Here is a 22,098-nt window from a genome sequence, read left to right as displayed (position 1 = left end):
GCATCCCCTGTAGGAGCGAGCTTGCTCGCGAAGAACGCAAGGACGCCGCGTTTAACTGGGTGGCCCGCGTTATCGTTGGCGATTTTCGCGAGCAAGCTCGCTCCTACAGGGGTTGTGTTTTTACAGGTGCAACGCGTGCCCCAATGCCCGCAACGCCGCTTCCTGCACCGCTTCACCCAGGGTCGGATGGGCATGAATGGTGCCGGCCACATCCTCCAGACGCGCGCCCATTTCCAGGCTCAGGCCAAACGCAGTGGAGAGTTCCGAAACCCCAGCCCCCACCGCTTGCCAGCCAACAATCAAGTGATTGTCACGCCGCGCCACCACCCGCACGAAGCCGGCTTTGGACTCCAGCGTCATGGCCCGGCCATTGGCGGCGAACGGGAAGCTCGACACAATGCAATCCAGGCCAGCAGCCTTGGCCTCGTCCGGGGTCTTGCCGACCACCACCAGTTCCGGGTCGGTAAAGCACACCGCCGGAATTGCCGCCGGGTTGAATTCGCGGGCCTTGCCGCTGATCAGTTCGGCAACCATTTCGCCCTGGGCCATGGCCCGGTGCGCCAGCATCGGCTCGCCACTGAGGTCGCCGATGGCATACACGTTGCGCATGCTGGTCTGGCAGCGGCTGTCGATCTTGATCGCCGCGCCGTTCATGTCCAGGTTCAGCGCTTCGAGGTTCCAACCCTGGGTGTTGGGTTTGCGCCCCACGGCGACCAGCACCTGGTCGGTGTCCAGCGCCAGGGTGTCGCCATTGGGTGCACGTACTTGCAGCTTGTTGTCGGCAAAGCCGGTGACGCTGTGTTCCAGGTACAGCTTCATGCCGAGTTTCTTCAGGGATTCAGCCACCGGCAGGGTCAGCTCGGCGTCGTAGGCCGGCAGGATGTGCGCCTGGGCCTCGACCACGCTGACGTCGGCACCCAGCTTGCGGTAGGCAATCCCCAGTTCCAGGCCGATATAACCACCGCCCACCACGATCAAACGTTTGGGTACATGGGTCGGTGCCAGGGCTTCGGTGGAGGAGATAATCGGCCCGCCAATCGGCAGCATCGGCAGGTTGACGCTTGTCGAGCCGGTGGCCAGCAGCAGGTGTTCGCACTGGATGCGTTGCTCGCCCACCTCGACGGTCTTGCCGTCGATGACTTTGGCCCAGCCATGGATCACCTGCACCTTGTGTTTTTTCAGCAGTGCGGCGACGCCGGTGGTCAGGCGGTCAACGATGCCGTCTTTCCATTCCACGCTCTTGCGGATGTCCAAAGTCGGTACATCCACCTCAATGCCCAACTGCGAGCCCTGGCTATGGTGCACGGTTTGCTGGAACTGCTCGGCCACATGGATCAGCGCCTTGGAGGGAATGCAGCCAATGTTCAGGCAGGTGCCGCCCAGCGCCTGGCCTTCCACCAGAATGGTGGGGATGCCCAGTTGGCCTGCGCGAATCGCCGCGACATAACCGCCGGGGCCGCCGCCGATAATCAGCAGCGTGGTGTGCAATGTCTGAGTCATGCCCTTACTCCAGGAACAGGCTGGCGGGTTGTTCGAGCAGGCCGCGAATGGCCTGGATGAATTGCGCCGCGTCCATGCCATCGACCACGCGGTGATCGAAAGAGCTGGAGAGGTTCATCATCTTGCGCACCACGATCTGGCCCTTGATCACCATCGGCCGCTCAACGATACGGTTGACGCCGACGATGGCCACTTCCGGCAGGTTCAGCACTGGCGTACTGACGATGCCGCCCAGGGCGCCAAGGCTGGTCAGGGTAATGGTCGAACCGGACAGCTCTTCACGGCTGGCCTTGCCTGTGCGTGCGGCATTGGCCAAACGCACAATTTCTTCGGCAGTGCCCCACAGGCTGCGGGCTTCGGCGTGGCGCACCACCGGCACCATCAGGCCCACGTCGCTCTGGGTGGCGACGCCCACGTGCACGGCACCAAGGCGAGTGATGACCTGGGCTTCGTCGTCGTAACGCGCATTGATCTGCGGGAAGTCGCGCAAGGCTACCACCATGGCCCGCACGATAAACGGCAGCAAGGTCAGCTTGCCGCGTGTCGCACCGTGCTTCTCGTTGAGATGCACGCGCAACTCGTCGAGGGCGGTGACGTCGATTTCTTCCACGTAGCTGAAATGCGCGGCGCGCCGGGTGGCGTCCTGCATGCGCTGGGCGATCTTGCGGCGCATGCCGATCACCGGGATCTGGTGTTCGTCAGTGCGCTCGGCATACGGGTTGGCGGCGCTGGCGCCCGTTGTCGGGCCCTGGCGCAAGTAAGCCTCCAGGTCTTCATGCAGAATCCGGCCCGCAGGCCCTGTGCCCTGGACCAGGCGCAGTTGAATCCCGGCATCCAGCGCGTGTTTGCGCACGGCCGGCGAGGCCAATGGGCGTTCGCTGGCTTCACGGGCCACGGGCGCTTGCGGCGCTTTCACTACTGCAGCGGGCTTGCTTTCTACCGGCGCCTGTACCGGTTTGGCTTCGGCCACAGGTGGCGCGGCCTTCGCCGGCTCGGCAACCTCCGGCATATCCTTGGTATTGCCTGCGCCTTCCACTTCAATGCTGATCAAAATGCTGCCCACTGCCATGACCTCACCCGGCTCGCCGCCGAGGGAAATCACCTTGCCGTGGACCGGCGAGGGAATATCCACCATCGCCTTGTCGGTCATCACATCCGCCAGCACCTGGTCTTCAACCACCAGGTCGCCGACCTTTACATGCCATACCGATAATTCAACTTCCGCGATGCCTTCGCCAATGTCCGGCATCTTGATAACGTGCGTGCCCATTCAGACCTCCATGACCCGTTTCAACGCCGCGCCCACTCGGGACGGCCCTGGGAAATACGCCCACTCCTGCGCGTGCGGGTAGGGAGTGTCCCAACCAGTGACGCGTTCGATCGGCGCTTCCAGGTGGTGGAAGCAATGCTCTTGCACCAGCGAGACCAACTCGGCACCAAAGCCGCAGGTGCGCGTGGCCTCATGCACCACCACGCAACGGCCGGTCTTTTTCACCGACTTGACGATGGTCTCCAGGTCCAGCGGCCACAGGCTGCGCAGGTCGATGACCTCGGCGTCGATGCCGGTTTCTTCAGCGGCGACTTGCGACACATACACGGTGGTGCCATAGGTCAGCACGGTCACGGCCGAGCCTGGGCGCACGATGGCGGCTACGTCCAGGGGCACGGTGTAGTAACCGTCCGGCACCTGGGCTTGGGGGTGTTTGGACCACGGCGTCACCGGGCGGTCGTGGTGGCCGTCGAACGGGCCGTTGTACAGGCGCTTGGGCTCCAGGAAGATCACCGGGTCATCGTTCTCAATGGAGGCGATCAGCAGGCCCTTGGCGTCGTAGGGGTTGGACGGCATCACCGTGCGCAGGCCGCAGACCTGGGTGAACACCGCTTCGATACTCTGGCTGTGGGTCTGGCCGCCATAGATGCCGCCGCCGCAAGGCATACGCATGGTCAAGGGCGCGGTGAACTGGCCGGCCGAGCGATAACGCAGGCGCGCCGCTTCGGAAATGATCTGGTCGGTGGCGGGGTAGACGTAGTCGGCGAACTGGATTTCCGCCACTGGGCGCAAGCCATAGGCGCCCATGCCCACGGCCACGCCGACGATGCCGCTTTCCGAGATCGGGGCGTCAAACACCCGCGAGCTGCCGTACTTGGTCTGCAAGCCTTCGGTGCAACGGAACACGCCGCCGAAGTAACCGACGTCCTGGCCGAACACCACCACGTTGTCGTCACGCTCAAGCATCACATCCATGGCCGAGCGCAGGGCCTGGATCATGGTCATGGTGGTGGTGGTCATGGCGGTTTCCAGTTCGATACTGTTGTTGTGGTCGTTCATGTCACACCCCCAGCTCTTGACGCTGGCGCTTCAAGTGCTCCGGCATCTCTTTATAGACATCCTCGAACATGGTCGCGGCGCTTGGAATCTGGCCACCGGCCAGGGTGCCGTACTGTTCGGCTTCCTTCTGCGCCTTGACCACTTCGGCTTCAAGTTCGGCACTGACCGCCGCATGTTCCTCTTCGGACCATTGGCCAATCTTGATCAGGTGCTGCTTGAGGCGGGCAATCGGGTCGCCCAGGGGGAAGTGGCTCCAGTCATCGGCGGGGCGATATTTGGATGGGTCATCGGAGGTGGAATGCGGGCCGGCGCGGTAGGTGACCCACTCGATCAGGGTGGGCCCCAGGTTGCGGCGCGCACGCTCGGCAGCCCAGGCCGAGGCGGCGTACACGGCGATAAAGTCGTTGCCGTCCACGCGTAGGGAAGCGATGCCGCAACCCACACCGCGTCCGGCGAAGGTGGTGGCTTCACCGCCAGCGATGGCCTGGAAGGTGGAGATCGCCCACTGGTTGTTGACCACGTTGAGGATCACCGGCGCGCGGTACACGTGGGCGAAGGTGAGGGCGGTGTGGAAGTCCGATTCAGCGGTGGCGCCGTCGCCGATCCAGGCCGAGGCGATCTTGGTATCGCCCTTGATCGCCGAGGCCATGCCCCAGCCCACGCCCTGGACGAATTGGGTGGCAAGGTTGCCGGAAATAGTGAAGAAGCCCGCCTCCTTGACCGAATACATGATCGGCAATTGGCGGCCCTTGAGCGGGTCGCGCTCGTTGGACAGCAGTTGGCAGATCAGGTCCACCAGCGGCACCTCGCGGGCCATCAGGATGCTTTGCTGGCGATAGGTGGGGAAGCACATGTCGTCGATGTTCAAGGCCAGGGCCTGGGCGCTGCCGATGGCTTCTTCGCCAAGGCTTTGCATGTAGAACGACATTTTTTTCTGACGCTGGGCGACCACCATACGGTTGTCGAAAATGCGCGTCTTGAGCATGGCGCGCATGCCTTTGCGCATGATCTCGGTGGAGACGCCTTCGGCCCACGGGCCCAGGGCCTGGCCCTGATCGTCGAGCACGCGGATCAGGCCCTTGGCCAGGTCGGCGGTGTCGGCCGGTTCTACGTCGATGGCGGGTTTGCGTACCAGGCCGGCGTCGGTCAAACGCAGGTAGGTGAAGTCGGTCTTGCAGCCTGGGCGGCCCGAGGGTTCGGGAACGTGCAGGCGCAGCGGTGCATACGGCTGGGTCATGGCTTTCTACGCTCTATCTTGTGAATTTCTTGTAGTGGGCGCGCTAGCTGACAGTCAGTCTTCGGGTAGAAGAAATCTTGTCCTACAACAATCATAGGCGTGGCGTAGAAGAATATTTATCTCTGTTTCATTGCGTCGCCGGCCATTTGCGGATAAAAAAACTGCATAAACATAATAAACAGGTGATTTTGTCTCATGCGCAAACTGGACCGTACCGATATCGGCATTCTCAACGCCCTGCAAGAGAATGCCCGCATCACCAATGCCGACCTGGCTCGCTCGGTCAACCTGTCGCCTACGCCGTGTTTCAACCGGGTCAAGTCGATGGAAGAACTGGGGTTGATTCGTGAGCAGGTTACGCTGCTGGATGCTGATCTGCTGGGGCTGCACGTCAATGTGTTCATCCACGTGAGCCTGGAAAAACAGAACGAGCTGGCGCTGCAGCAATTCGAAGGGGCGATCTCGGATCGGCCTGAGGTGATGGAGTGCTACCTGATGGCCGGTGACCCGGACTATTTGATCCGCGTGTTGGTGCCCACGATCCAGTCGCTGGAGCGCTTTATGATGGACTTTTTGACCAAGGTGCCTGGGGTGGCGAACATTCGCTCCAGCTTTGCCTTGAAGCAAGTGCGCTACAAAACCGCACTGCCGTTGCCGGCCAACGGCATCAGCCTCGGTTCCTGATTCAACACGGGACAAAATGTGGGGCTTGCCTGTGATGACGGCACCCCGCGATCCAACTGTGGGAGCTGGCTTGCCTGCGATGGCGGCCTGACAGCCGACGACTACCTACCTGACACCCTAACGATCCAACTGTGGGAGCTGGCTTGCCTGCGAAGACGGCCTCACAGTCAATGCAGCTGGATTGTGTACATATCCATTCCTGCGGTAACGGCCACTTAGGGTTCCGCCCTGACGGCGGCTCACTTTCGAAAAGCGCGAAAGTAAGCAAAGCGCTCTTGCCCCACCACTCGGCACCTCGCTTAGGCTCGGTGTGCCCGTAATCCGCCAGTGATTTGGGGGGCCGCCGCCACGCGCCATCCATGGCGCGGGGCGGCTAAACCGGCATCCCTGCCGGTTTACCCCCCAAATCCCTGTCGAATTCCGGCCAGCGTGGTTTAACGGGGCGCCTAAGATCAAAAGCAGATCAAGAGCGGCTCGCTTCGCATCGTGGTTACCGTTTGCTGCGACAGCCTAAAAAGTTGTGTAGATGCCTATGGCTATCGCAGGCAAGCCAGCTCCCACAGGGGATCGGTGCTTCTAAAGTTGGTTGAGGGGGATTTTCAGGTACGTCACGCCGTTCTCTTCTGCCGGCGGCATATTTCCAGCCCGCACATTCACCTGGATCGCCGGCAGCAACAACGTTGGCATGCCCAATCCAGCATCACGCTGGGTGCGCATCTGTACAAACGCCGCTTCATCCACGCCATCATGCACATGAATATTCCCCGCTCGTTGTTCCGCCACGGTGGTCTGGCACTTGGCCTCTCGACCCTCGGGCGGGTAGTCATGACACACGTACAACTTGGTGTCCGAAGGGAACGCCAACAGCTTGCGCATCGACGCATACAACTGCCGCGCATCGCCGCCGGGGAAGTCGCAGCGCGCGGTGCCGACGTCGGGCATGAACAGGGTGTCGCCCACCAGGATCAAGCGGCCGTCGATCAAATAGGCCATGTCGGCGGGGGTGTGTCCAGGCACGTGCAACGCCTGGGCCTTCAAGTTGCCGATATGAAAGATTTCATCCGGCGCAAACAGGTGATCGAACTGCGAGCCGTCCACGCGAAATTCCGGCTCGAGGTTGAACAGGTTCTTGAACACGCCCTGCACCTTGCTGATCGATTCGCCTATCGCGATCTTGCCGCCCAAGGTGCGACGCAGGTAGGGCGCGGCGGACAGGTGGTCGGCATGGGCGTGGGTTTCCAGCAGCCACTGCACGTGCAGGCCATGCTCGCGCACAAAGGCAATCACCTTGTCGGCTTGTGCCGTATCGGTGCGCCCCGAAGCCGGGTCGTAATTGAGCACCGAGTCGACGATGGCGCAGGGGCCGCCATCGGCCTCATAGACGATATAGGTGTAGGTCGACGATGCGTCATCCAGAAAGGCTTGAATCAACGCTGGCATGGCGGCTGTCTCTGCTGAAGAAAAAAGTGGTTACAATCAGTTTACGTTTACACATAATGTTTTGAGCTTAAGTGACATAAAGGACCCGAGGCAAATGGAATCTACGTTGAGTGAGGGCGAAGTCGCCCAGTTGCGTGAATCGGCGTCCAAGGCCTGTGCCTTGCTCAAGGCCCTGGCCAACGAAGACCGTTTGTTGATCCTGTGCCAGTTGACCCAGGGCGAGCGCAACGTCGGCGAGCTGGAAGCCCTGACCGGCGTACGCCAGCCCACCCTGTCACAACAGTTGGGCATCCTGCGCGATGAAGGGCTGGTCGCCACCCGTCGGGAAGGCAAATACATTTTCTACGGGTTGGCCAGCCACGAAGTGATTCAAGTGATGAAAACCCTGTCCGGGCTGTATTGCGGCGCGGTCATAAAAAGCTGGGCGTGACGCCATCCGGCAGCGACCCTTGTGTGCATTGACTCAAAAAGGCAGTAGACAATGACCGAACAACACTGGGGACCCACCATCAGTGGCGATATCGTAGTCATCGGCGGCGGCTCGGCAGGCATCGGCCTGCTGGCCAGCCTGCTCAAGCGCGACCCGCAGCTGAACATCACCCTCATCGAACCTAACGACTACCACTGCTACCAACCGGCCTGGACCCTCGTCGGCGGCGGTGCCTACGACCTGCAAAAGACCCGTAGGCCTCTGGCCGAGGTGCTGCCCAACGGTGTGAGCTGGGTACAGGCCGCCGTCAGCGAAGTGCTGCCCGACGAGCAAACCCTGGTGCTCGACAGCGGCCAGCGCGTCACCTGGAAGAACCTTATCGTCTGCCCTGGCCTGCGCCTGGCCTGGGAAAAAATCGAAGGCCTGCAGGACACCCTCGGCCAGCACGGTGTCACGTCCAACTACAGCTACGAGCATGCCGCGTACACCTGGCAGTTGGTGCAGCAGCTCAAGGGTGGCAAGGCGTTGTTCACCCAGCCGGCGATGCCGATCAAATGTGCCGGCGCGCCGCAAAAAGCCCTGTACCTGTCCTGCGACCACTGGCTCAAGCAGGGCGACCTCAAACACATCGACGTCGAGTTCAACCTGGCCGGTGCGGCGTTGTTCGGTGTGCCAACCTTTGTGCCGCCGCTGATGAAGTACGTCGAAAAATACAACGCTCGCCTGGCGTTCAACTCCAACCTGGTGAAAGTCGACGGCCCGGCGCGCAAAGCCTGGTTTGAAGTCAAAGACGCCGAAGGCAACGCGACGGTCGAAGAGAAAACCTTCGACATGCTCCACGTCGTACCGCCGCAGTTGTCCCCGGACTTTATCCGCCAGAGCTCACTGGCCGACGCCGCCGGCTGGTGCGAAGTGAACCCCCATAGCCTGCAACACCTGCGCTACCCGCATATCTTCGGCCTGGGCGATGTGTGCGGCACCACCAACGCCAAGACGGCGGCAGCGGTGCGCAAGCAAATTGTGGTGGTGGCCGAAAACCTGCTGGCCCTGCGCAAGCAGGCACCTTTGCCGCTCAAATATGACGGCTATGGTTCCTGCCCTCTGACGGTGGAGAAGGGCAAGGTGGTGCTTGCCGAGTTTGGCTACGGCGGCACGTTGCTGCCGACCTTTCCCCTCGATCCCACGCAAGCACGCCGTTCGATGTGGTTCCTCAAGGCCACGCTGCTGCCGTGGTTCTACTGGAACGGCATGCTCAAGGGCCGCGAGTGGCTGACCCGTCTGAGCAAGGTGGACTGAATGCTGCTGGCCAGTGTGTTGGGTGTATTGATGGGCCTGGTCATGGGCCTGACTGGCGCGGGCGGCGGCATCCTTGGGGTGCCGGCGCTGGTGCTGGGGCTGGGCTTGACCATGACCCAGGCCGCGCCGGTGTCGTTGCTGGCGGTGGGCGCAGCGGCAGCGGTTGGTGCCATTGATGGCTTGCGTCATGGCTTGGTGCGTTACCGTGCGGCGTTACTGATCGCCTTGCTCGGCGCGCTGTTTTCGCCGTTGGGCGTGTTTGTCGCCCACCAACTGTCGGAACCGGTGCTAATGGGGCTGTTCAGTGCGCTGATGGTGCTGGTGGCCTGGCGCATGCTGCAACGGGAAAAGCGCGAGGCCGGGCCGAGTGACCATGGTGCGGCGTCGTGGGGCCAGAAAAACTGCATGCTCAACCAGCAGACCGGTCGCCTGGCCTGGACCGCCAAATGCAGCGCCACCCTGGCGGCGTTGGGAGCGGTGACCGGCGCCGTTTCAGGTTTGCTGGGCGTGGGCGGCGGCTTCCTGATCGTGCCGGCGTTCAAGCAACTGACCGACGTGCAGATGCGCGGGATCGTCGCCACGTCGTTAATGGTGGTCAGCCTGCTGTCGCTGATCGGCGTGGCCGGTGCGTTTCATGCGGGCGTGAGCATCGAGCCGGTGGGCTGGGTGTTTATTGGTGCGAGCGTCGTCGGCATGTTGGCGGGAAGGCGGTTGTGTTCGGTGATCCCCGCGCGGGTGTTGCAAGTGGGGTTCGCCAGCCTGTGTGGAGTGGTGGCGATTGGGATGCTAGCCAGCGCGTTGCTCTGACGCTGTACCTGTGCGCTGTCACGAAATCTTGTACTTGGTCAGGAACCTCCTCATTGAGCGCTGACACTCAGTGAACGGCCGCAAGCGCCGAAACGCGCTTTTGCCTGGATGATTCTTCGACTATGCACAGGCGCTTTATGACAATTACCGCAGCACATACGCATTTTTCGCTTCCCTTGGCAGCAGCTGAAAAACGGCCACCGCTTGTGGCCGATGACCTTGAACCGTCGTTGACGCCCCAGCGTCCCAGCCAGAATTTGCCATTACCCAACAGTCCTGTCTTCTCACTGGGCCATTTGGGCGGGGCATTATCCTGGCCAAATCCCTTGAGTGCAGACGAGCAGCGGCGCTTGCGCCTTGCGACGATGAATTACGCACACCCTTTGGGCGACCAGCCGCTGGTGATGCAAACCAAGGGTGGCGTACTGGAGTTTCTGCGGTATCGCCAGCCGCTGCCGGCAGAAGTGGGGAGCGACCCGGCCAAAATACTCGAAGCGCTGGTCAATTCCCCGCAAGGGCAACGGATGGGCAACGCGCTGCAGCAAACAATGCAGGGCATTGACAGCGAAAGCAGCGCGAGCGATTACCTACTGGCCGCTATCGCACTGCAGATGGACCCTGAGTCGATCACCGCACCCGATTGCAACAGCGTCGCCGGGTTTGATCTGGGCGGTGACACGCATGGGGGACACCACGCAGCCACGGTGATGGCTGGCTTGGCCGAACATTTGAGTCGTACTGGCAAAACCAGCGCTGCACTGGCAAGTGTCGGCGCGTACCTGTTGCTGGCCAAGTCGGCGCCGCAGTTTCTGATCAAAGACATTCCTGCGACGGTGAAAGTCGGCAGCCAGGCATGGGCCAGCCTGGCGATTGCTGCGATGACGATTGAGGCGCAGACGCCGGGCAAAGTCCCCGGCATGACGTTTGCCCAGGTCATGAGCGAGGCGCAAGAAGCACGGCGGGTTGACCCAGGAGTTACCCAAGCGGCAGAGACGGTGGCATTGCTGGACTGGGCCGTGGCCAGTGGCGTTCTTACAAAAAGACAGAATGGCGACTATCCACCCGCGCAACTTGAATCGGCAAGGGCCGCATTCAACGCCCAGCTGGACACCCGGCTCACTGCCTCCCATGCACTGGATAAGGCATTGCCCACGCGAAAAGAGATCGCCCTGACCAAGCTCAAGGAGCGATTTGGCGACCTTGGCGCGTTTTTCGAGGAGAAAGTATTTGCTGTCGATCAGCACTACGTGAAGATTGAAGGGGGAGGTATTTCGCTCTTGGATGTCGCCATGGACGACTGGCTGGAGTCCCGGCCTTTCAAGGCGCACGAACCCAGCAGCTCACTCAAGGGCAACGACCTGCAAAGGGCACTAACGAGTTTGAACGCCAATCGGCAATTTGGCGTGCCGGCAGAATTCGAACGGCAGTTCAGCCGTGCAATGGAGGAAAAAAAGGTCGCCGTCAATACAACGGTCAGGCACATGATCTCGCAACTGCCCTTACAGGATCGCAAGCATTTCGAGTTTGGAAAGGTCAGTTTTTTCCAGGAAGGCTCATACGTCATGGATGGGCATTTCAATAATACGTATGCTCAAAATGAACCGGGGCTGCTGGTCAAAACCGAGCTGCAAGGCACGTCGCACGCCTACGTCATCGACTTCAACAAAGGCACGATTGAAAAGACGAGCCTTTACAGTACAAAGGTTAAGGAAGACAGGGATGGCAACAAGGTTTCGACGACCAAAGTATTCACGCCCAGCCATAAAGCCGATGATCTGGGACGTGAGCGACCGCTGAATAACGCGCCTTGGGATAGCTTTACCAGCGCTCGATCCCATGGGATTGCCACGGCGTTTGTCGAACACTTGGACCTCGACGATCCCGCTATCAAACAGCAGGCCCGTGGGCAAACCGCCTTGGACAAGGCGAACGCACAGCTGAGCGAGTTTTTGTTGAACCTGATCCCGTTCAGGTCCGCCATTGTCAATTTTCAGAACGGGCAGTATGGCGCGGGTGCTTTTGACCTCTTGCTGGATGTATTCGGTTTTCTTACCGCCGGCACCGCCACCGCAGGAAAGTTGCTCAAGGTCGGCCGTTCTGCGTTGTCTGCCGGGGCCAAGGCATTGCGGGCGGTCAAGGTCATCGGCGTGGCGGCCATTGACGTACTCAACCCCGTCGGCGGGGTGGGCGATTTGCCCAGGTTGGTGGGTAGCGCTGGTCTCTATGTATTGTCCAAAGGCGTCAAGGCCGTCAACAAGCTCAGGGGCGCCACCGGCAGTTATGACGTGTTGAAGGCGATCAGCAAACAGTACGAGGCCGCCGCAACCGGCACCGTGAAGGTGGCAGGCCAGACGGTGGAGGGGGCCGCGGTGCTCAAGGGTGGCAAGTGGTATGCATTCGATGCCGACGCGATGCGGCCTTATGGCGGCCCGCTCGATGAGTTCAAGGCCGCAACCCAGGCTGTCGACGGTGAGGTGGACACTGCGAGCTTCGATGGGCCAAGTGAGCTGAGCCATGAGCTGTTCGGGCACTTCAAAGTGCCTGAATCCAAAATCGCAGGGCTCACACGCAACAGCCAGGGCGTATATGTGGCAGCCGATGGGCACTCCTCGCACATACGCCATACCGACAGCAACGGTGACACAGCGGTGTATGAGGTGCGCCAGGTGTCGCGCACGGAAGACGGCACCGTGCAGGCCCGGGTTTATCACAACAACCGGCAAACCGAGTTGTTGGTCCAGCATGTACAGGGCGACGAATGGCAACGCCTGGGGGCACCCGGCGGCGGGCAGATCACTGCTGAGCACTTGAAGGCCTGGGAGGCCTTGTCGCCGCAGGAGCAGATAAGGCTGACCCGAAAGGGCTTTGCCAAGCAGAATAAACTCACACAGAAAACCTTTGAGTTTTTCGTAAAGCCAGACGGTCAGTTAACCGATAGCGGCGTGCTCGTGCGTGATCGCCCTGCCAACGCATTCACCGCAAAGGTGACCGAAACGCATGTGCGTGAGTGGAAAAACATGACCCAGGCGCAGCGTGACGAAATGACCCAGGAGGGGTTTGCTGTTCTTCATAACCTTCGGCCGGGTACGTTCAAAACGTATGCGCGCAAGGACGGTACCCTGATGACCCGCGGGGAAACGCTGATCAACTCCTCTGTTCCCACCAAAAGTAACCAGATTACCGATGATCATTTACGCCAGTGGGATGAGCTTTTCAGGCAACCAGGCAACTCATTGACGTCAGCGCAGTTCGTGAGCCAGCACGGGCTCAGCCAACGTAGCTGGGCGCAGTACGTCAACGCGGACGGCTCGTTGAAGGGGGCGGGCGCGCAGCGTCTGGAACGCGCACTGCAAAGCGCCGCACGGGCGTCCGCTGTTCAGGCCCAGACCCCCATGGCCGATCATTTGCGCGCTTGGCAGGCGTTATCATTGGAGCAGCAGCAAAGCCTTACCCCCGCAGGCTTCGCCCGGCAGCAACATCTGCACCCGAAAGTGTTCAATCGCTATGTAAAACCAGATGGTCAGTTGACCGCTATCGGCGTGGCGGTGCGCGACCGTGCACCCAATACGCCATTTTATACCGTGACTGAAACCCATATCCGTGATTGGCAAGACATGCCACAGACGGAGCGTGACGAAATGACGCTCGAGGGGTTTGCCGAGCTTTATCACGTTAATCCAGGCTCGTTCAAAACCCATGTGCGGCGAGACGGTACATTGGGGCCGGTCGGTAGAGAACTGATGGACAGGGTGGTCGGTATTGCCCCTAACAAGATTACCGACGACCACCTTCGCCAGTGGAAAGCCTATTTCGAGGACCCGAATAATGCGATCACGCAAGCGCAGTTCACAAGCGAGAACGGGCTCCATCCAGCCACTTGGAGAGACTGGGTCAACGCTGATGGTTCCTTGAAAAAGACCGCCAGCGAACGCCTTGAGCGCGCCGCACTGGGCCCGATCACCCATGTTCCCAGGGCGCGCATGGAGTTGATCACGGCTGGGCATTTGCGCGAGTGGGAGGCGTTGCCGCCCGCGCAGCAACGAAGCCTTACACGCAGGGGCTTTGCTCGCCAGAAACATCTATCCCCGAGAACCTTTGAGTATTACGTGCAGCCTGACGGCAAACTGAGCCCTGCCGGTGTGACGGTGCGCGACCGCTCTGCCAACATGGCGGCGGGCAGGGTGACCGAAACGCATATCGATAGGTGGCAAAAGCTGACTCAGCAGGCGCGTGAGACCATGACCATGGAGGGGTTCGCCGTTCAGCATAACCTGAGTGTGCATTCGTTCAGAGCGTATGTCCGTCCTGATGGTGGCCTGTCGGCGGCCGGCGAAGCCCTGATGAAGAATGTAACCGATGGCGCCTATCGCAGGATTACCGGTGACCTTTTGCGCCAGTGGCAAGCGCTTGCCGAGAGCGCAGACAACTCCGTCACGCAGGCGCAGTTTGTGCAACAGCACAGGCTTAGTCCAGACCTCTGGAGTAAGTACGTGAGAGCGGACGGCTCGTTTACAGCGAACGCCTCGCAACGTCTGGGACGGTTACAGCAAGGCACTGGGCCGCGCCCCGTTCCTGGGCAATCGGTTACGGATACCCCACGAAAACGCCCCGCATCAGAGCCCTTGGACCCGCCACCATCAAAGGTCGGCGCCGGCACAACGCAAGGCCTGGAGGCCCCAGCCCCCGCTTCGACAGTCCCGCCCGTGGTGATCAAGGTTGAACCCAGCGATTTCCCAACATTGCCTCGTCATCAGATCGACAACACGCTGCCGATTCTGCAGGACCCGGTGAACCCCAGAATCAGCTTGACCCAATCACTCGAAGGCCCGATCGATGACATCCGCATCTCCCACTGGAATGGCGTGCTCGATGGGCTTGATAGCCCGACTAAGGCGAGGGTTTCAGCACAGATCAAGGCGTCGATCAAAGACTGGCTGCGCACCGAAGGCCAGCATCAGACCCGATTTGACGATGCCCTGGAGGTGGTCACGCCGTTGGACGATGGGGGGCCGGCTCGCGGCGCTTCGGTATGGGCGCGGCGCGATATCCCCCAATTTGAAGTGCTTGGCCCTTATGCAGGCAAATACCATGCAGACGAAGCGTCACTGTTCGAGGAGCAGCGCAAGCAAGGTTCGCGAGCTGTAATGACTTACCTGTTCGGTACGCGCTCGGGTACCCGGACGGTGAGCGGCCTGCACACTGGCAACACCCTGAGCCTGATCAATACCTCGCAACTGGGCGAGGGGCCTGCGTGGATGTCCAACAATGTCGTGTCCATCGCGGTCGGGAAAAACCTGACGTTCTATGTGGCGCTCAAGGACATCAAGAGAGGCGAGGAGCTACTGCTGGACTATGGACCGTTCTATAAGCCGGTGCCTGATATAGCGATCAAGCCGGACCCTGATCGCTGAGTTCAAGCGCTGGGCGAAGGGGCAAGACAAATGATGCCGGGCAGTGGGCGCCATTTGACTGTGCCCCATTGACGATCAATTGCGTCCTCAAGATGGCAACATGAACGCCTCTCAGGTTACTGTTCCTCTGTATAACGGATTCACCGGCCTTGCACCCCGGCTTACCAAGGTCACCGAATGGATAAATACACCCCCCACACCTGGCAACCCCACGAGCGGCCGAGCCTGCCTGGCTCGCCGTCGACGCCGCTGCATCCTACGCATAAGCGCTGGCTTTTCGCGCTGGTCGGCGTGCTGGTGGCAATCACCGGCGGCTTGGGTAACGCCCTGGTCATCGCCAACCTGCAATACCTGCAAGGCGCCCTGGGCGCGACCACCGCGGAAATGGCCTGGCTGCCCGCCGCCTATGTAATGACTAACGTGTGCATGAACCTGCTGCTGGTAAAGTTTCGCCAACAGTTCGGCCTGCGCGCGTTTACCGAGGTGTTCCTGGTGCTTTACGCGCTGGTGACCTTCGGCCACTTGTTCGTCAATGACCTCAGTTCGGCGATTGCGGTACGGGCCGCCCATGGCATGGTGGGTGCGGCGCTGAGTTCGTTGGGCTTGTACTACATGATCCAGGCATTCCCGGCCAAGTGGCGTTTGAAAGCTTTGGTGTTGGGGCTGGGTACCGCGCAGTTGGCGCTGCCCCTCGCGCGGCTGTTTTCCGAAGACTTGCTGCAAATTGCCGAATGGCGCGGGCTGTATTTGTTCGAACTGGGCCTGGCGCTGATCTGCCTGGGCTGCGTGTTCCTGCTCAAGCTGCCGCCGGGCGATCGCTTCAAGACCTTTGAAAAACTCGATTTTCTCACCTTCGCCATCCTCGCCAGCGGCGTGGCCTTGCTCTGTGCGGTGCTGTCCCTTGGGCGCATCGACTGGTGGCTGGAAGCGCCGTGGATCGGCGTAGCCTCGGCCTGTTCCCTGGTGCTGATCATGGCGGGGCTCGCCATCGAGCATAACCGCAGCAACCCGATGCTGATGACGCGCTGGCTGGGCAGCGGCGTGATGATCCGCCTGGCGTTGGCGGTGGTGCTGATTCGCATGGTGCTGTCCGAGCAATCCACCGGTGCGGTGGGGTTCATGCAGATGTTGAACATGAGCTACCAGCAGATGCACACCCTGTACGTGGTGATGCTGGCCGGGGCGATTGCCGGGCTGGTGGTCAGCGCGCTGACGATCAACCCGGCGCATTTGCTGATGCCGCTGATCATTTCCCTGGCGCTGATGGCGACCGGTTCGGTGATGGACAGTTTTTCCAGCAACCTCACCCGTCCGCAGAACCTCTATATCAGCCAGTTCCTGCTAGGCTTCGGCGGTACGTTCTTCCTGGGGCCGACCATGGTGCTGGGCACCAAAAACGTACTCACCAACCCGCGCAACCTGGTGAGCTTCTCGGTGATGTTCGGGATCTGCCAGAACCTCGGCGGCCTGATCGGTGCGGCGTTGCTAGGCACCTTCCAGATCGTGCGCGAGAAGTACCATTCGAGCATGATCGTCGAGCACCTGACCCTGATTGACCCGCTTGTGGCGGCGCGTGTGCAGAGTGGTGGGGCGGCCTATGGCAAGATCGTCGCTGACCCGGAACTGCGCAACCTCATGGGCATCCGCAGCCTGGCCACGGCGGCCACCCGCGAGGCGAACGTCATGGCTTACAACGATGTCTTCATGCTGATCGCGATTATCGCGATCCTGACCATGCTGTGGATCTTCACCCGTAGCCTGTGGTTGATGAGCACCACCAAGGCAATTCCTCCTGTTCAACCCAGCGGCGCAACTTCATGACTGAACCTTCAACCACCACCACGACCGCCATCGCCGCCACGCCGGAAGGCAGCACGCCCCCGGGCGCGGTGCCTACCCAATTGCGGCCCTTGCGCGTGCGTATCGTCTCGTCCCTGGGCTTTGCCGCCATCGCCATCATCGGTGTGCTGATCGTGCTGTACGCCTGGCAACTGCCGCCGTTCAGCAGTGCGGTGGAAACCACCGAGAACGCTTTGGTGCGTGGGCAGGTGACGATTATCGGCCCGCAGCTCAGCGGCTATGTGTTCGAAGTGCCGGTGCAGGACTTCCAGTACGTCAAGACCGGAGACTTGCTGGTGCGCCTGGATGACCGTATCTACAAGCAACGCCTCGACCAGGCCCTGGCGCAACTGGCGGTGCAGAAGGCCTCGTTGGCCAACGTGGTGCAGCAACGCAACAGCGCCGAAGCGACCATCAAGCTGCGCCAGGCCGCATTGGTCGACAGCCAGGCCCAGGCACGCAAGAGCACTGCGGATTTGCGCCGCAATGAAGAGTTGATCAGTGACGGTTCGGTGTCCAAACGCGAACTGGACGTGACCCGTGCGGCCAACGCACAGACCATCGCTGCCGTGGCCCAGGCCCAGGCCAGCCTGGAAATCGCCCGCCAGGATTTGCAGACGGTAATCGTCAACCGCGGCTCCCTGGAGGCAGCTGTCGCGAGTGCCGAGGCGGCGGTGGAGTTGGCGCGCATTGACCTGTCCAATACACGCATCACGGCGCCACGGGATGGTCAGCTCGGGCAGATCGGCGTGCGCCTCGGCGCCTACGTCAATTCCGGCGCGCAACTGATGGCGCTGGTGCCCAAGCAGTTGTGGGTGATTGCCAATATGAAAGAAACCCAGATGGACAATGTGCAGGTCGGCCAGCCGGTGACGTTCACCGTGGATGCGCTGAACCACCGCAAATTCCATGGCACGGTGCAGCATATTTCCCCGGCCACCGGTTCCGAGTTCAGCCTGTTGCAGGCGGACAACGCCACCGGCAACTTCGTCAAGATCGCCCAGCGGGTGCCCGTGCGCATCACCGTGGATCCGGATCAAGCCGAGAGTGAGCGCTTGCGGCCGGGGTTGTCGGTGGTGGTGAGTATCGATACGGCAGGGCGCCTGAAAAACAGCCCACCCTGACGTTGACGCATCCTCTGACTGTAGGAGCGAGCTTGCTCGCGAAAAACGTCAACGATAACGCGTGTTTTCTGAATGAACGCGGCGCCTGTGAGTTTTTCGCGAGCAAGCTCGCTCCTACAGTTCAGGCATTTGGAGTGTATTTCAGGTTGAATGCCAGGTGGGTTGACTGGCCTTGCTCCAGCAGCTTCAGGCCAGGCTTGCCCGCCAGGTGATGGGCATTCACCGGATGGCTCACCGGCTCGATGCAGAAAAACTCCAACCCCGGCGGGCAGTACAGCAGGAAGTAATCGGCGCCGCTGGCCTGGCATTCGAGGCGGTAGCCAAGCTCCGGTTGTTCGATCACGCAGTGCCCATCCCAGCCGCAAAAGCCGTTGTCCACCAGCCCCTCTGGCAATCCTTTGAGTTGCCGGAAATCCCAGGCTTCGGTAACAGGTTCCAGCCTTGTGGGCAGCTTGGCTGCATCACTCATCCACACTTGCCTAGCCTTGGCCTGCAGCCGCGTACCCGGCCGGCGCGGCAAGTACGGATGCAAGCCCAGCCCATGCCAGGCGGGTTGCTCGGCCAAGTGAGTTACACACAATTGGATATTCAACTCACCGCTGTTCAAGCGAAACCGCTGGCGGGCGTGATAGGCGAAGGGCGTTTCGCAGCGCAGCTCCAACACCACTTCATGTTCTGACTGGCTTGTCACCTGCCATGCCTGCTGCCAGGCCGAACCGTGAATCGGAAAAGGGTCAGTGAGGCTATTGGGTGCCAGTGCCAGCCAGCCATCGGGGTTGTCGAAGCCGCCGTGGGCGATGCGGTTGGACCAGGGCGCTAATGGATAGCAGCCTAGCTTGCCCGGCAGCCCGGTATTGATCGCGTGCTTGTCGCTGTGCCGCAACAGCGGTTGCCCGGTGTCGCGTACCGTCCAGTTGACGAGGCTGCCGCCGATGGCGGGGGCGAGCACCAGATGGGTGAATTGATCCGAAAGCTCAATCACGATTGACCTGCCTAGTGAAGTCAAAACAAACACTGAGGATTCAACTGTGGGAGCTGGCTTGCCTGCGATAGCGGTGTATCAGTCACGAATGCGTTGACTGACAGATCGCTATCGCAGGCAAGCCAGCTCCCACATTGGTTTGCCTTTACAGCACCAAGTGGGGCAACCACAGCGACAACGCCGGAACGTAGGTCACCGCAATCAGCACCAAGAACAACACCGCATAAAACGGCAGCAGGGCCTTTACGGTTTTCTCGATACTGGTCTTGCCCACCGCCGCGCCGACGAACAGCACCGCGCCCACCGGCGGGGTAATCAGGCCGATACCCAGGTTCACCAGCATGATCATGCCGAAGTGGACCGGGTCGACGCCGATGCCCAGGATCACCGGCATCAGGATAGGCGTGAGGATCAGAATCAGCGGCGCCATGTCCATCACCGTGCCGAGCAACAACAGCATGACGTTGATGCACATCAGGATCACGTAGCGGTTGTCCGACAGGGTCAGGAACAGCGTGGTGATCTTCGCCGGGATCTGCATCAGGGTCATGATGTAGCCGAAGCTGGCGGCGAAAGCGATCAGGATCATCACGATGGAAATGGTGCGCACCGTGCGATGCATCAGCTTGGGCAGCTCGCGCCATTTGTAGTCGCGGTAGATGAACATGGTCACGAAGAATGCCCACAACACCGCAATCGCCGCCGACTCGGTGGCGGTGAAGATGCCCGAGAGGATGCCGCCCAGGATGATCACCATGGCCATCAAGCCCCAGAGCGCATCGGCGGCGATCTTCAGCGCCTGCTTCAAGGGGATGACTTCGCCTTTGGGGTAGTCGCGCTTTTTCGCGAAGATCAGGCAGAGCACCATCAGGCACGCGCTCATTAACAGGCCCGGCACCACACCGGCCATGAACAGCGAGGCGATGGAGACGGTGCCGCCTGCCGCCAGGGAGTACAGCACCGAGTTATGGCTGGGCGGCGTCAGCAGCGCCTGCACCGAACCGCTGACGGTCACGGCGGTGGCGAATTCGCGCGGATAACCCCGCCGTTCCATTTCCGGAATCAGCACCGAGCCGACCGAGGCGGTATCGGCCACGGATGAGCCGGAAATCGCGCCAAAAAACGTCGAAGCCATGATGTTGACCAGGGACAGCCCGCCACGCACAAAGCCCACCAGCACCCCGGCAAAGGCCACCAGGCGCCGCGACATACCGCCCTCGGCCATGATCGCCCCGGCCAGCACGAAGAACGGAATCGCCATCAGCGAAAACTTGTTCACCCCACCGGCAATCTGAATCATCAGGGCCTGGAACGGGATGTCGATCCACCACGCGCCAATCAGCGCCGACAGCCCCAATGCATAGGCCACCGGCATGCCGATCAGAATCAATACAACAAAGCTGCCCAACAGAATCAATGCGTCCATATCAGGCGGCCCCTTCGTTTTCTTCAACCAGATCGAAACGCACCACCTTGCGGTTGCTCTGATCACCGAGCAGCAGCTTTTCGACCACGAACACCAGGGTCAGCACGCCGCCAATCGGGATCGGCATATAGGTGATGCCTACGCGCAGGGTAGGGATGGCGCTCATGAATTGGTTCCAGGTGGACAGGCACAGCTTGGTGCCCCAAATCGTCATGAACACGCAGATGGTGCCCATCAGCAGTTGCGAGAGGATGCCGACGAGGCGGCGTTGGACAGGCGGCAAGCGGTCAGTGATCATCGCTACCGACATGTGCGCACCGGCACGATAACTGGCAGCGGCGCCGATAAAGGTGAACACCAGCATCAGCAGGATGGCGGTGGGCTCCGGCCAGCTGGAACCGGTGCCGAGGGCGTAGCGGGTGAAGATACCCCAGGGAATGATCAAGGCGACCCCCAGGACGGAAAGACCGGCTACCCAGATGCAGGTCATGTAAAGGCGGTCATTGAAGCGCAGCAGTAAAGTCTTCATGGCGTTCACCGTGACCGGGCGCGTCGATGCCGACCGCGCCGGGCCTTATGCAGGGGCAGGGGAGGTTATTGAACCGCGTCGATGCGCTTGATCATGTCCGCATACGGCGCACCGTATTTGGCACGCACCGCCGCAGTGGCCTCATAGAAGGGCTTTTTGTCGACAGTGATGAACTCCACGCCGGCCTTCTTGAGTTTCTCTTCACTGCTGGCGGACTTGGCGTCCCAGAGCACGCGCTCATCAGCCTGGGCGGCCTTGGCGGCGGCCTTGACCATGTCCTGCTGGGCGGGGTCGAGCTTGTTCCAGGTGATTTTCGACATCACGATGGGTTCAGGCAGGATCAGGTGTTCGGTGAGCGTGTAGTACTTGGCGTTCTGGAAGTGGTTGTGTTCCAGCAAGGTCGGCGGGTTGTTTTCCGCGCCGTCGATGACCCCGGTCTGCAGGGCGCTGAAGATCTCGCCGGTGTCCATGGCAATGCCGTTGGCGCCCATGGCGTTGAAGGCTTCGATGAAAATCGGGTTGCCTTGCACGCGGATCTTCATGCCCTTGAGGTCTTCGATCTTGCGCACCGGTTTCTTGGTATAGAGATTGCGCGTGCCGCCATCCATCCAGGCCAGGGCCACCAGGCCGAACTCGGAGTTGGTGATCTTGGCGAGGATCTCGTCGCCAATCTCGCCATCGATGACCTTGCGCATATGCGCCTGGTCGCGGAATACGAACGGCAGGTTGAACACGTTCACGTCCGGCACCACCGGGCCGACGATGCCGAGGCTGACGCGGGTCATTTGCACGGCGCCGACCTGGGCCTGTTCGACCACTTCCTTCTCGGAGCCCAGCACACCGCCGGGGAAATACTTGAAGGTCAGCTCGCCGTTGCTCGCCTTGGTCAGGGCCTTGCCCATGTTTTCTTCTGCGACAACGGTGGGGTAGCCAGCGGGGTGGATGTCGGCGAACTTGATTTCCAGCGCGTGGGCTGCGCTGCTGAGGGTGAAGATTGCAGCGGCGAGCAAGGTGCGTTTGAAGTCCATGGAAGTCACTCCTGTCTTGTTATTGTTGTATTCAAG

The 22,098-nt window shown here is 60.9% G+C and carries 16 protein-coding genes and 1 pseudogene; 7 read left to right on the top strand and 10 right to left on the bottom strand.

Features of this window, described 5'->3' with window-relative positions; translation table 11 throughout:
* Positions 1-8 precede the first annotated feature (8 nt).
* The 5 genes and pseudogenes from BT204_RS28080 to BT204_RS07250 form a co-directional block, all read right to left on the bottom strand.
* Positions 9-95, bottom strand: a pseudogene (locus tag BT204_RS28080) (outer membrane lipoprotein carrier protein LolA); the annotation flags it as partial.
* 25 nt (positions 96-120) lie between these two features.
* Positions 121-1,500 carry a dihydrolipoyl dehydrogenase gene (gene lpdA / locus BT204_RS07265; RefSeq protein WP_072446147.1) on the bottom strand — a complete coding sequence of 460 codons (1,380 nt, stop codon included), beginning with the start codon at positions 1,498-1,500 and terminating at the stop codon, positions 121-123.
* A 4-nt stretch (positions 1,501-1,504) separates the two neighbouring features.
* A complete protein-coding gene (locus BT204_RS07260) occupies positions 1,505-2,770 on the bottom strand; it encodes a dihydrolipoamide acetyltransferase family protein (protein ID WP_072446145.1) in 1,266 nt (421 codons plus the stop codon).
* On the bottom strand, positions 2,771-3,829 hold the full coding sequence (locus BT204_RS07255; RefSeq protein WP_005789444.1) for an alpha-ketoacid dehydrogenase subunit beta: 1,059 nt from the start codon (positions 3,827-3,829) through the stop codon (positions 2,771-2,773).
* Position 3,830: 1 nt separating this feature from the next.
* Entirely contained in the window at positions 3,831-5,066 is a 1,236-nt protein-coding gene (locus BT204_RS07250) for a 3-methyl-2-oxobutanoate dehydrogenase (2-methylpropanoyl-transferring) subunit alpha (RefSeq protein WP_054898243.1), read from the bottom strand.
* Positions 5,067-5,261: 195 nt separating this feature from the next.
* Between BT204_RS07250 and bkdR the strand changes: the two genes are divergently transcribed.
* Positions 5,262-5,750, top strand: coding sequence for a Bkd operon transcriptional regulator BkdR (gene bkdR, locus BT204_RS07245; protein ID WP_072446142.1), 489 nt, complete (start codon positions 5,262-5,264; stop codon positions 5,748-5,750).
* A gap of 576 nt (positions 5,751-6,326) precedes the next feature.
* Here the strand turns inward: bkdR and BT204_RS07235 are convergent.
* Positions 6,327-7,190, bottom strand: a complete 864-nt coding sequence (locus BT204_RS07235) for an MBL fold metallo-hydrolase (RefSeq protein WP_072446136.1) — start codon at positions 7,188-7,190, stop codon at positions 6,327-6,329.
* Positions 7,191-7,284: 94 nt separating this feature from the next.
* On the opposite strand from BT204_RS07235, the gene BT204_RS07230 reads away from it, so the two are divergent.
* The 6 genes from BT204_RS07230 (at position 7,285) to BT204_RS07205 (ending at position 18,097) form a co-directional block, all read left to right on the top strand.
* Complete coding sequence (locus BT204_RS07230; RefSeq protein WP_057974962.1) at positions 7,285-7,620, top strand: ArsR/SmtB family transcription factor; 336 nt, start codon at positions 7,285-7,287, stop codon at positions 7,618-7,620.
* 51 nt (positions 7,621-7,671) lie between these two features.
* Positions 7,672-8,916, top strand: coding sequence for an NAD(P)/FAD-dependent oxidoreductase (locus BT204_RS07225; protein ID WP_057974961.1), 1,245 nt, complete (start codon positions 7,672-7,674; stop codon positions 8,914-8,916).
* On the top strand, positions 8,917-9,723 hold the full coding sequence (locus BT204_RS07220; RefSeq protein ID WP_034127968.1) for a sulfite exporter TauE/SafE family protein: 807 nt from the start codon (positions 8,917-8,919) through the stop codon (positions 9,721-9,723). It begins immediately after the preceding gene.
* A 137-nt stretch (positions 9,724-9,860) separates the two neighbouring features.
* Positions 9,861-15,134 (top strand): SET domain-containing protein-lysine N-methyltransferase, encoded by a 5,274-nt coding sequence (locus BT204_RS07215; RefSeq protein WP_072446290.1) that lies wholly within the window; start codon positions 9,861-9,863, stop codon positions 15,132-15,134.
* 177 nt (positions 15,135-15,311) lie between these two features.
* Positions 15,312-16,955 carry an MFS transporter gene (locus BT204_RS07210; protein ID WP_072446134.1) on the top strand — a complete coding sequence of 548 codons (1,644 nt, stop codon included), beginning with the start codon at positions 15,312-15,314 and terminating at the stop codon, positions 16,953-16,955.
* Positions 16,952-18,097 (top strand): HlyD family secretion protein, encoded by a 1,146-nt coding sequence (locus BT204_RS07205; protein ID WP_072446131.1) that lies wholly within the window; start codon positions 16,952-16,954, stop codon positions 18,095-18,097. Before BT204_RS07210 ends, BT204_RS07205 begins: the two co-directional genes overlap by 4 nt.
* A gap of 121 nt (positions 18,098-18,218) precedes the next feature.
* Here the strand turns inward: BT204_RS07205 and BT204_RS07195 are convergent, their stop codons facing one another.
* The 4 genes from BT204_RS07195 to BT204_RS07180 all read right to left on the bottom strand — a co-directional run bounded on the left by BT204_RS07195 (position 18,219) and on the right by BT204_RS07180 (position 22,062).
* The gene (locus BT204_RS07195) at positions 18,219-19,079 is read right to left on the bottom strand and encodes an aldose 1-epimerase (RefSeq protein ID WP_072446126.1); all 861 of its coding nucleotides are present in this window, start codon (positions 19,077-19,079) and stop codon (positions 18,219-18,221) included.
* A 145-nt stretch (positions 19,080-19,224) separates the two neighbouring features.
* Positions 19,225-20,505 carry a TRAP transporter large permease gene (locus tag BT204_RS07190; RefSeq protein WP_032903436.1) on the bottom strand — a complete coding sequence of 427 codons (1,281 nt, stop codon included), beginning with the start codon at positions 20,503-20,505 and terminating at the stop codon, positions 19,225-19,227.
* 1 nt (position 20,506) lies between these two features.
* Positions 20,507-21,034 (bottom strand): TRAP transporter small permease, encoded by a 528-nt coding sequence (locus tag BT204_RS07185; protein ID WP_054898249.1) that lies wholly within the window; start codon positions 21,032-21,034, stop codon positions 20,507-20,509.
* A gap of 65 nt (positions 21,035-21,099) precedes the next feature.
* Positions 21,100-22,062, bottom strand: coding sequence for a TRAP transporter substrate-binding protein (locus BT204_RS07180; RefSeq protein ID WP_003192291.1), 963 nt, complete (start codon positions 22,060-22,062; stop codon positions 21,100-21,102).
* Positions 22,063-22,098 lie beyond the last annotated feature (36 nt).

Source organism: Pseudomonas sp. NFPP02, from assembly GCF_900119355.1.
In the GTDB taxonomy this organism is placed as follows: Bacteria; Pseudomonadota; Gammaproteobacteria; order Pseudomonadales; family Pseudomonadaceae; genus Aquipseudomonas; species Aquipseudomonas paracarnis.
Note: the sequence above shows the minus strand (reverse complement) of the source record. Positions and strands in the feature narration are given on the sequence as shown.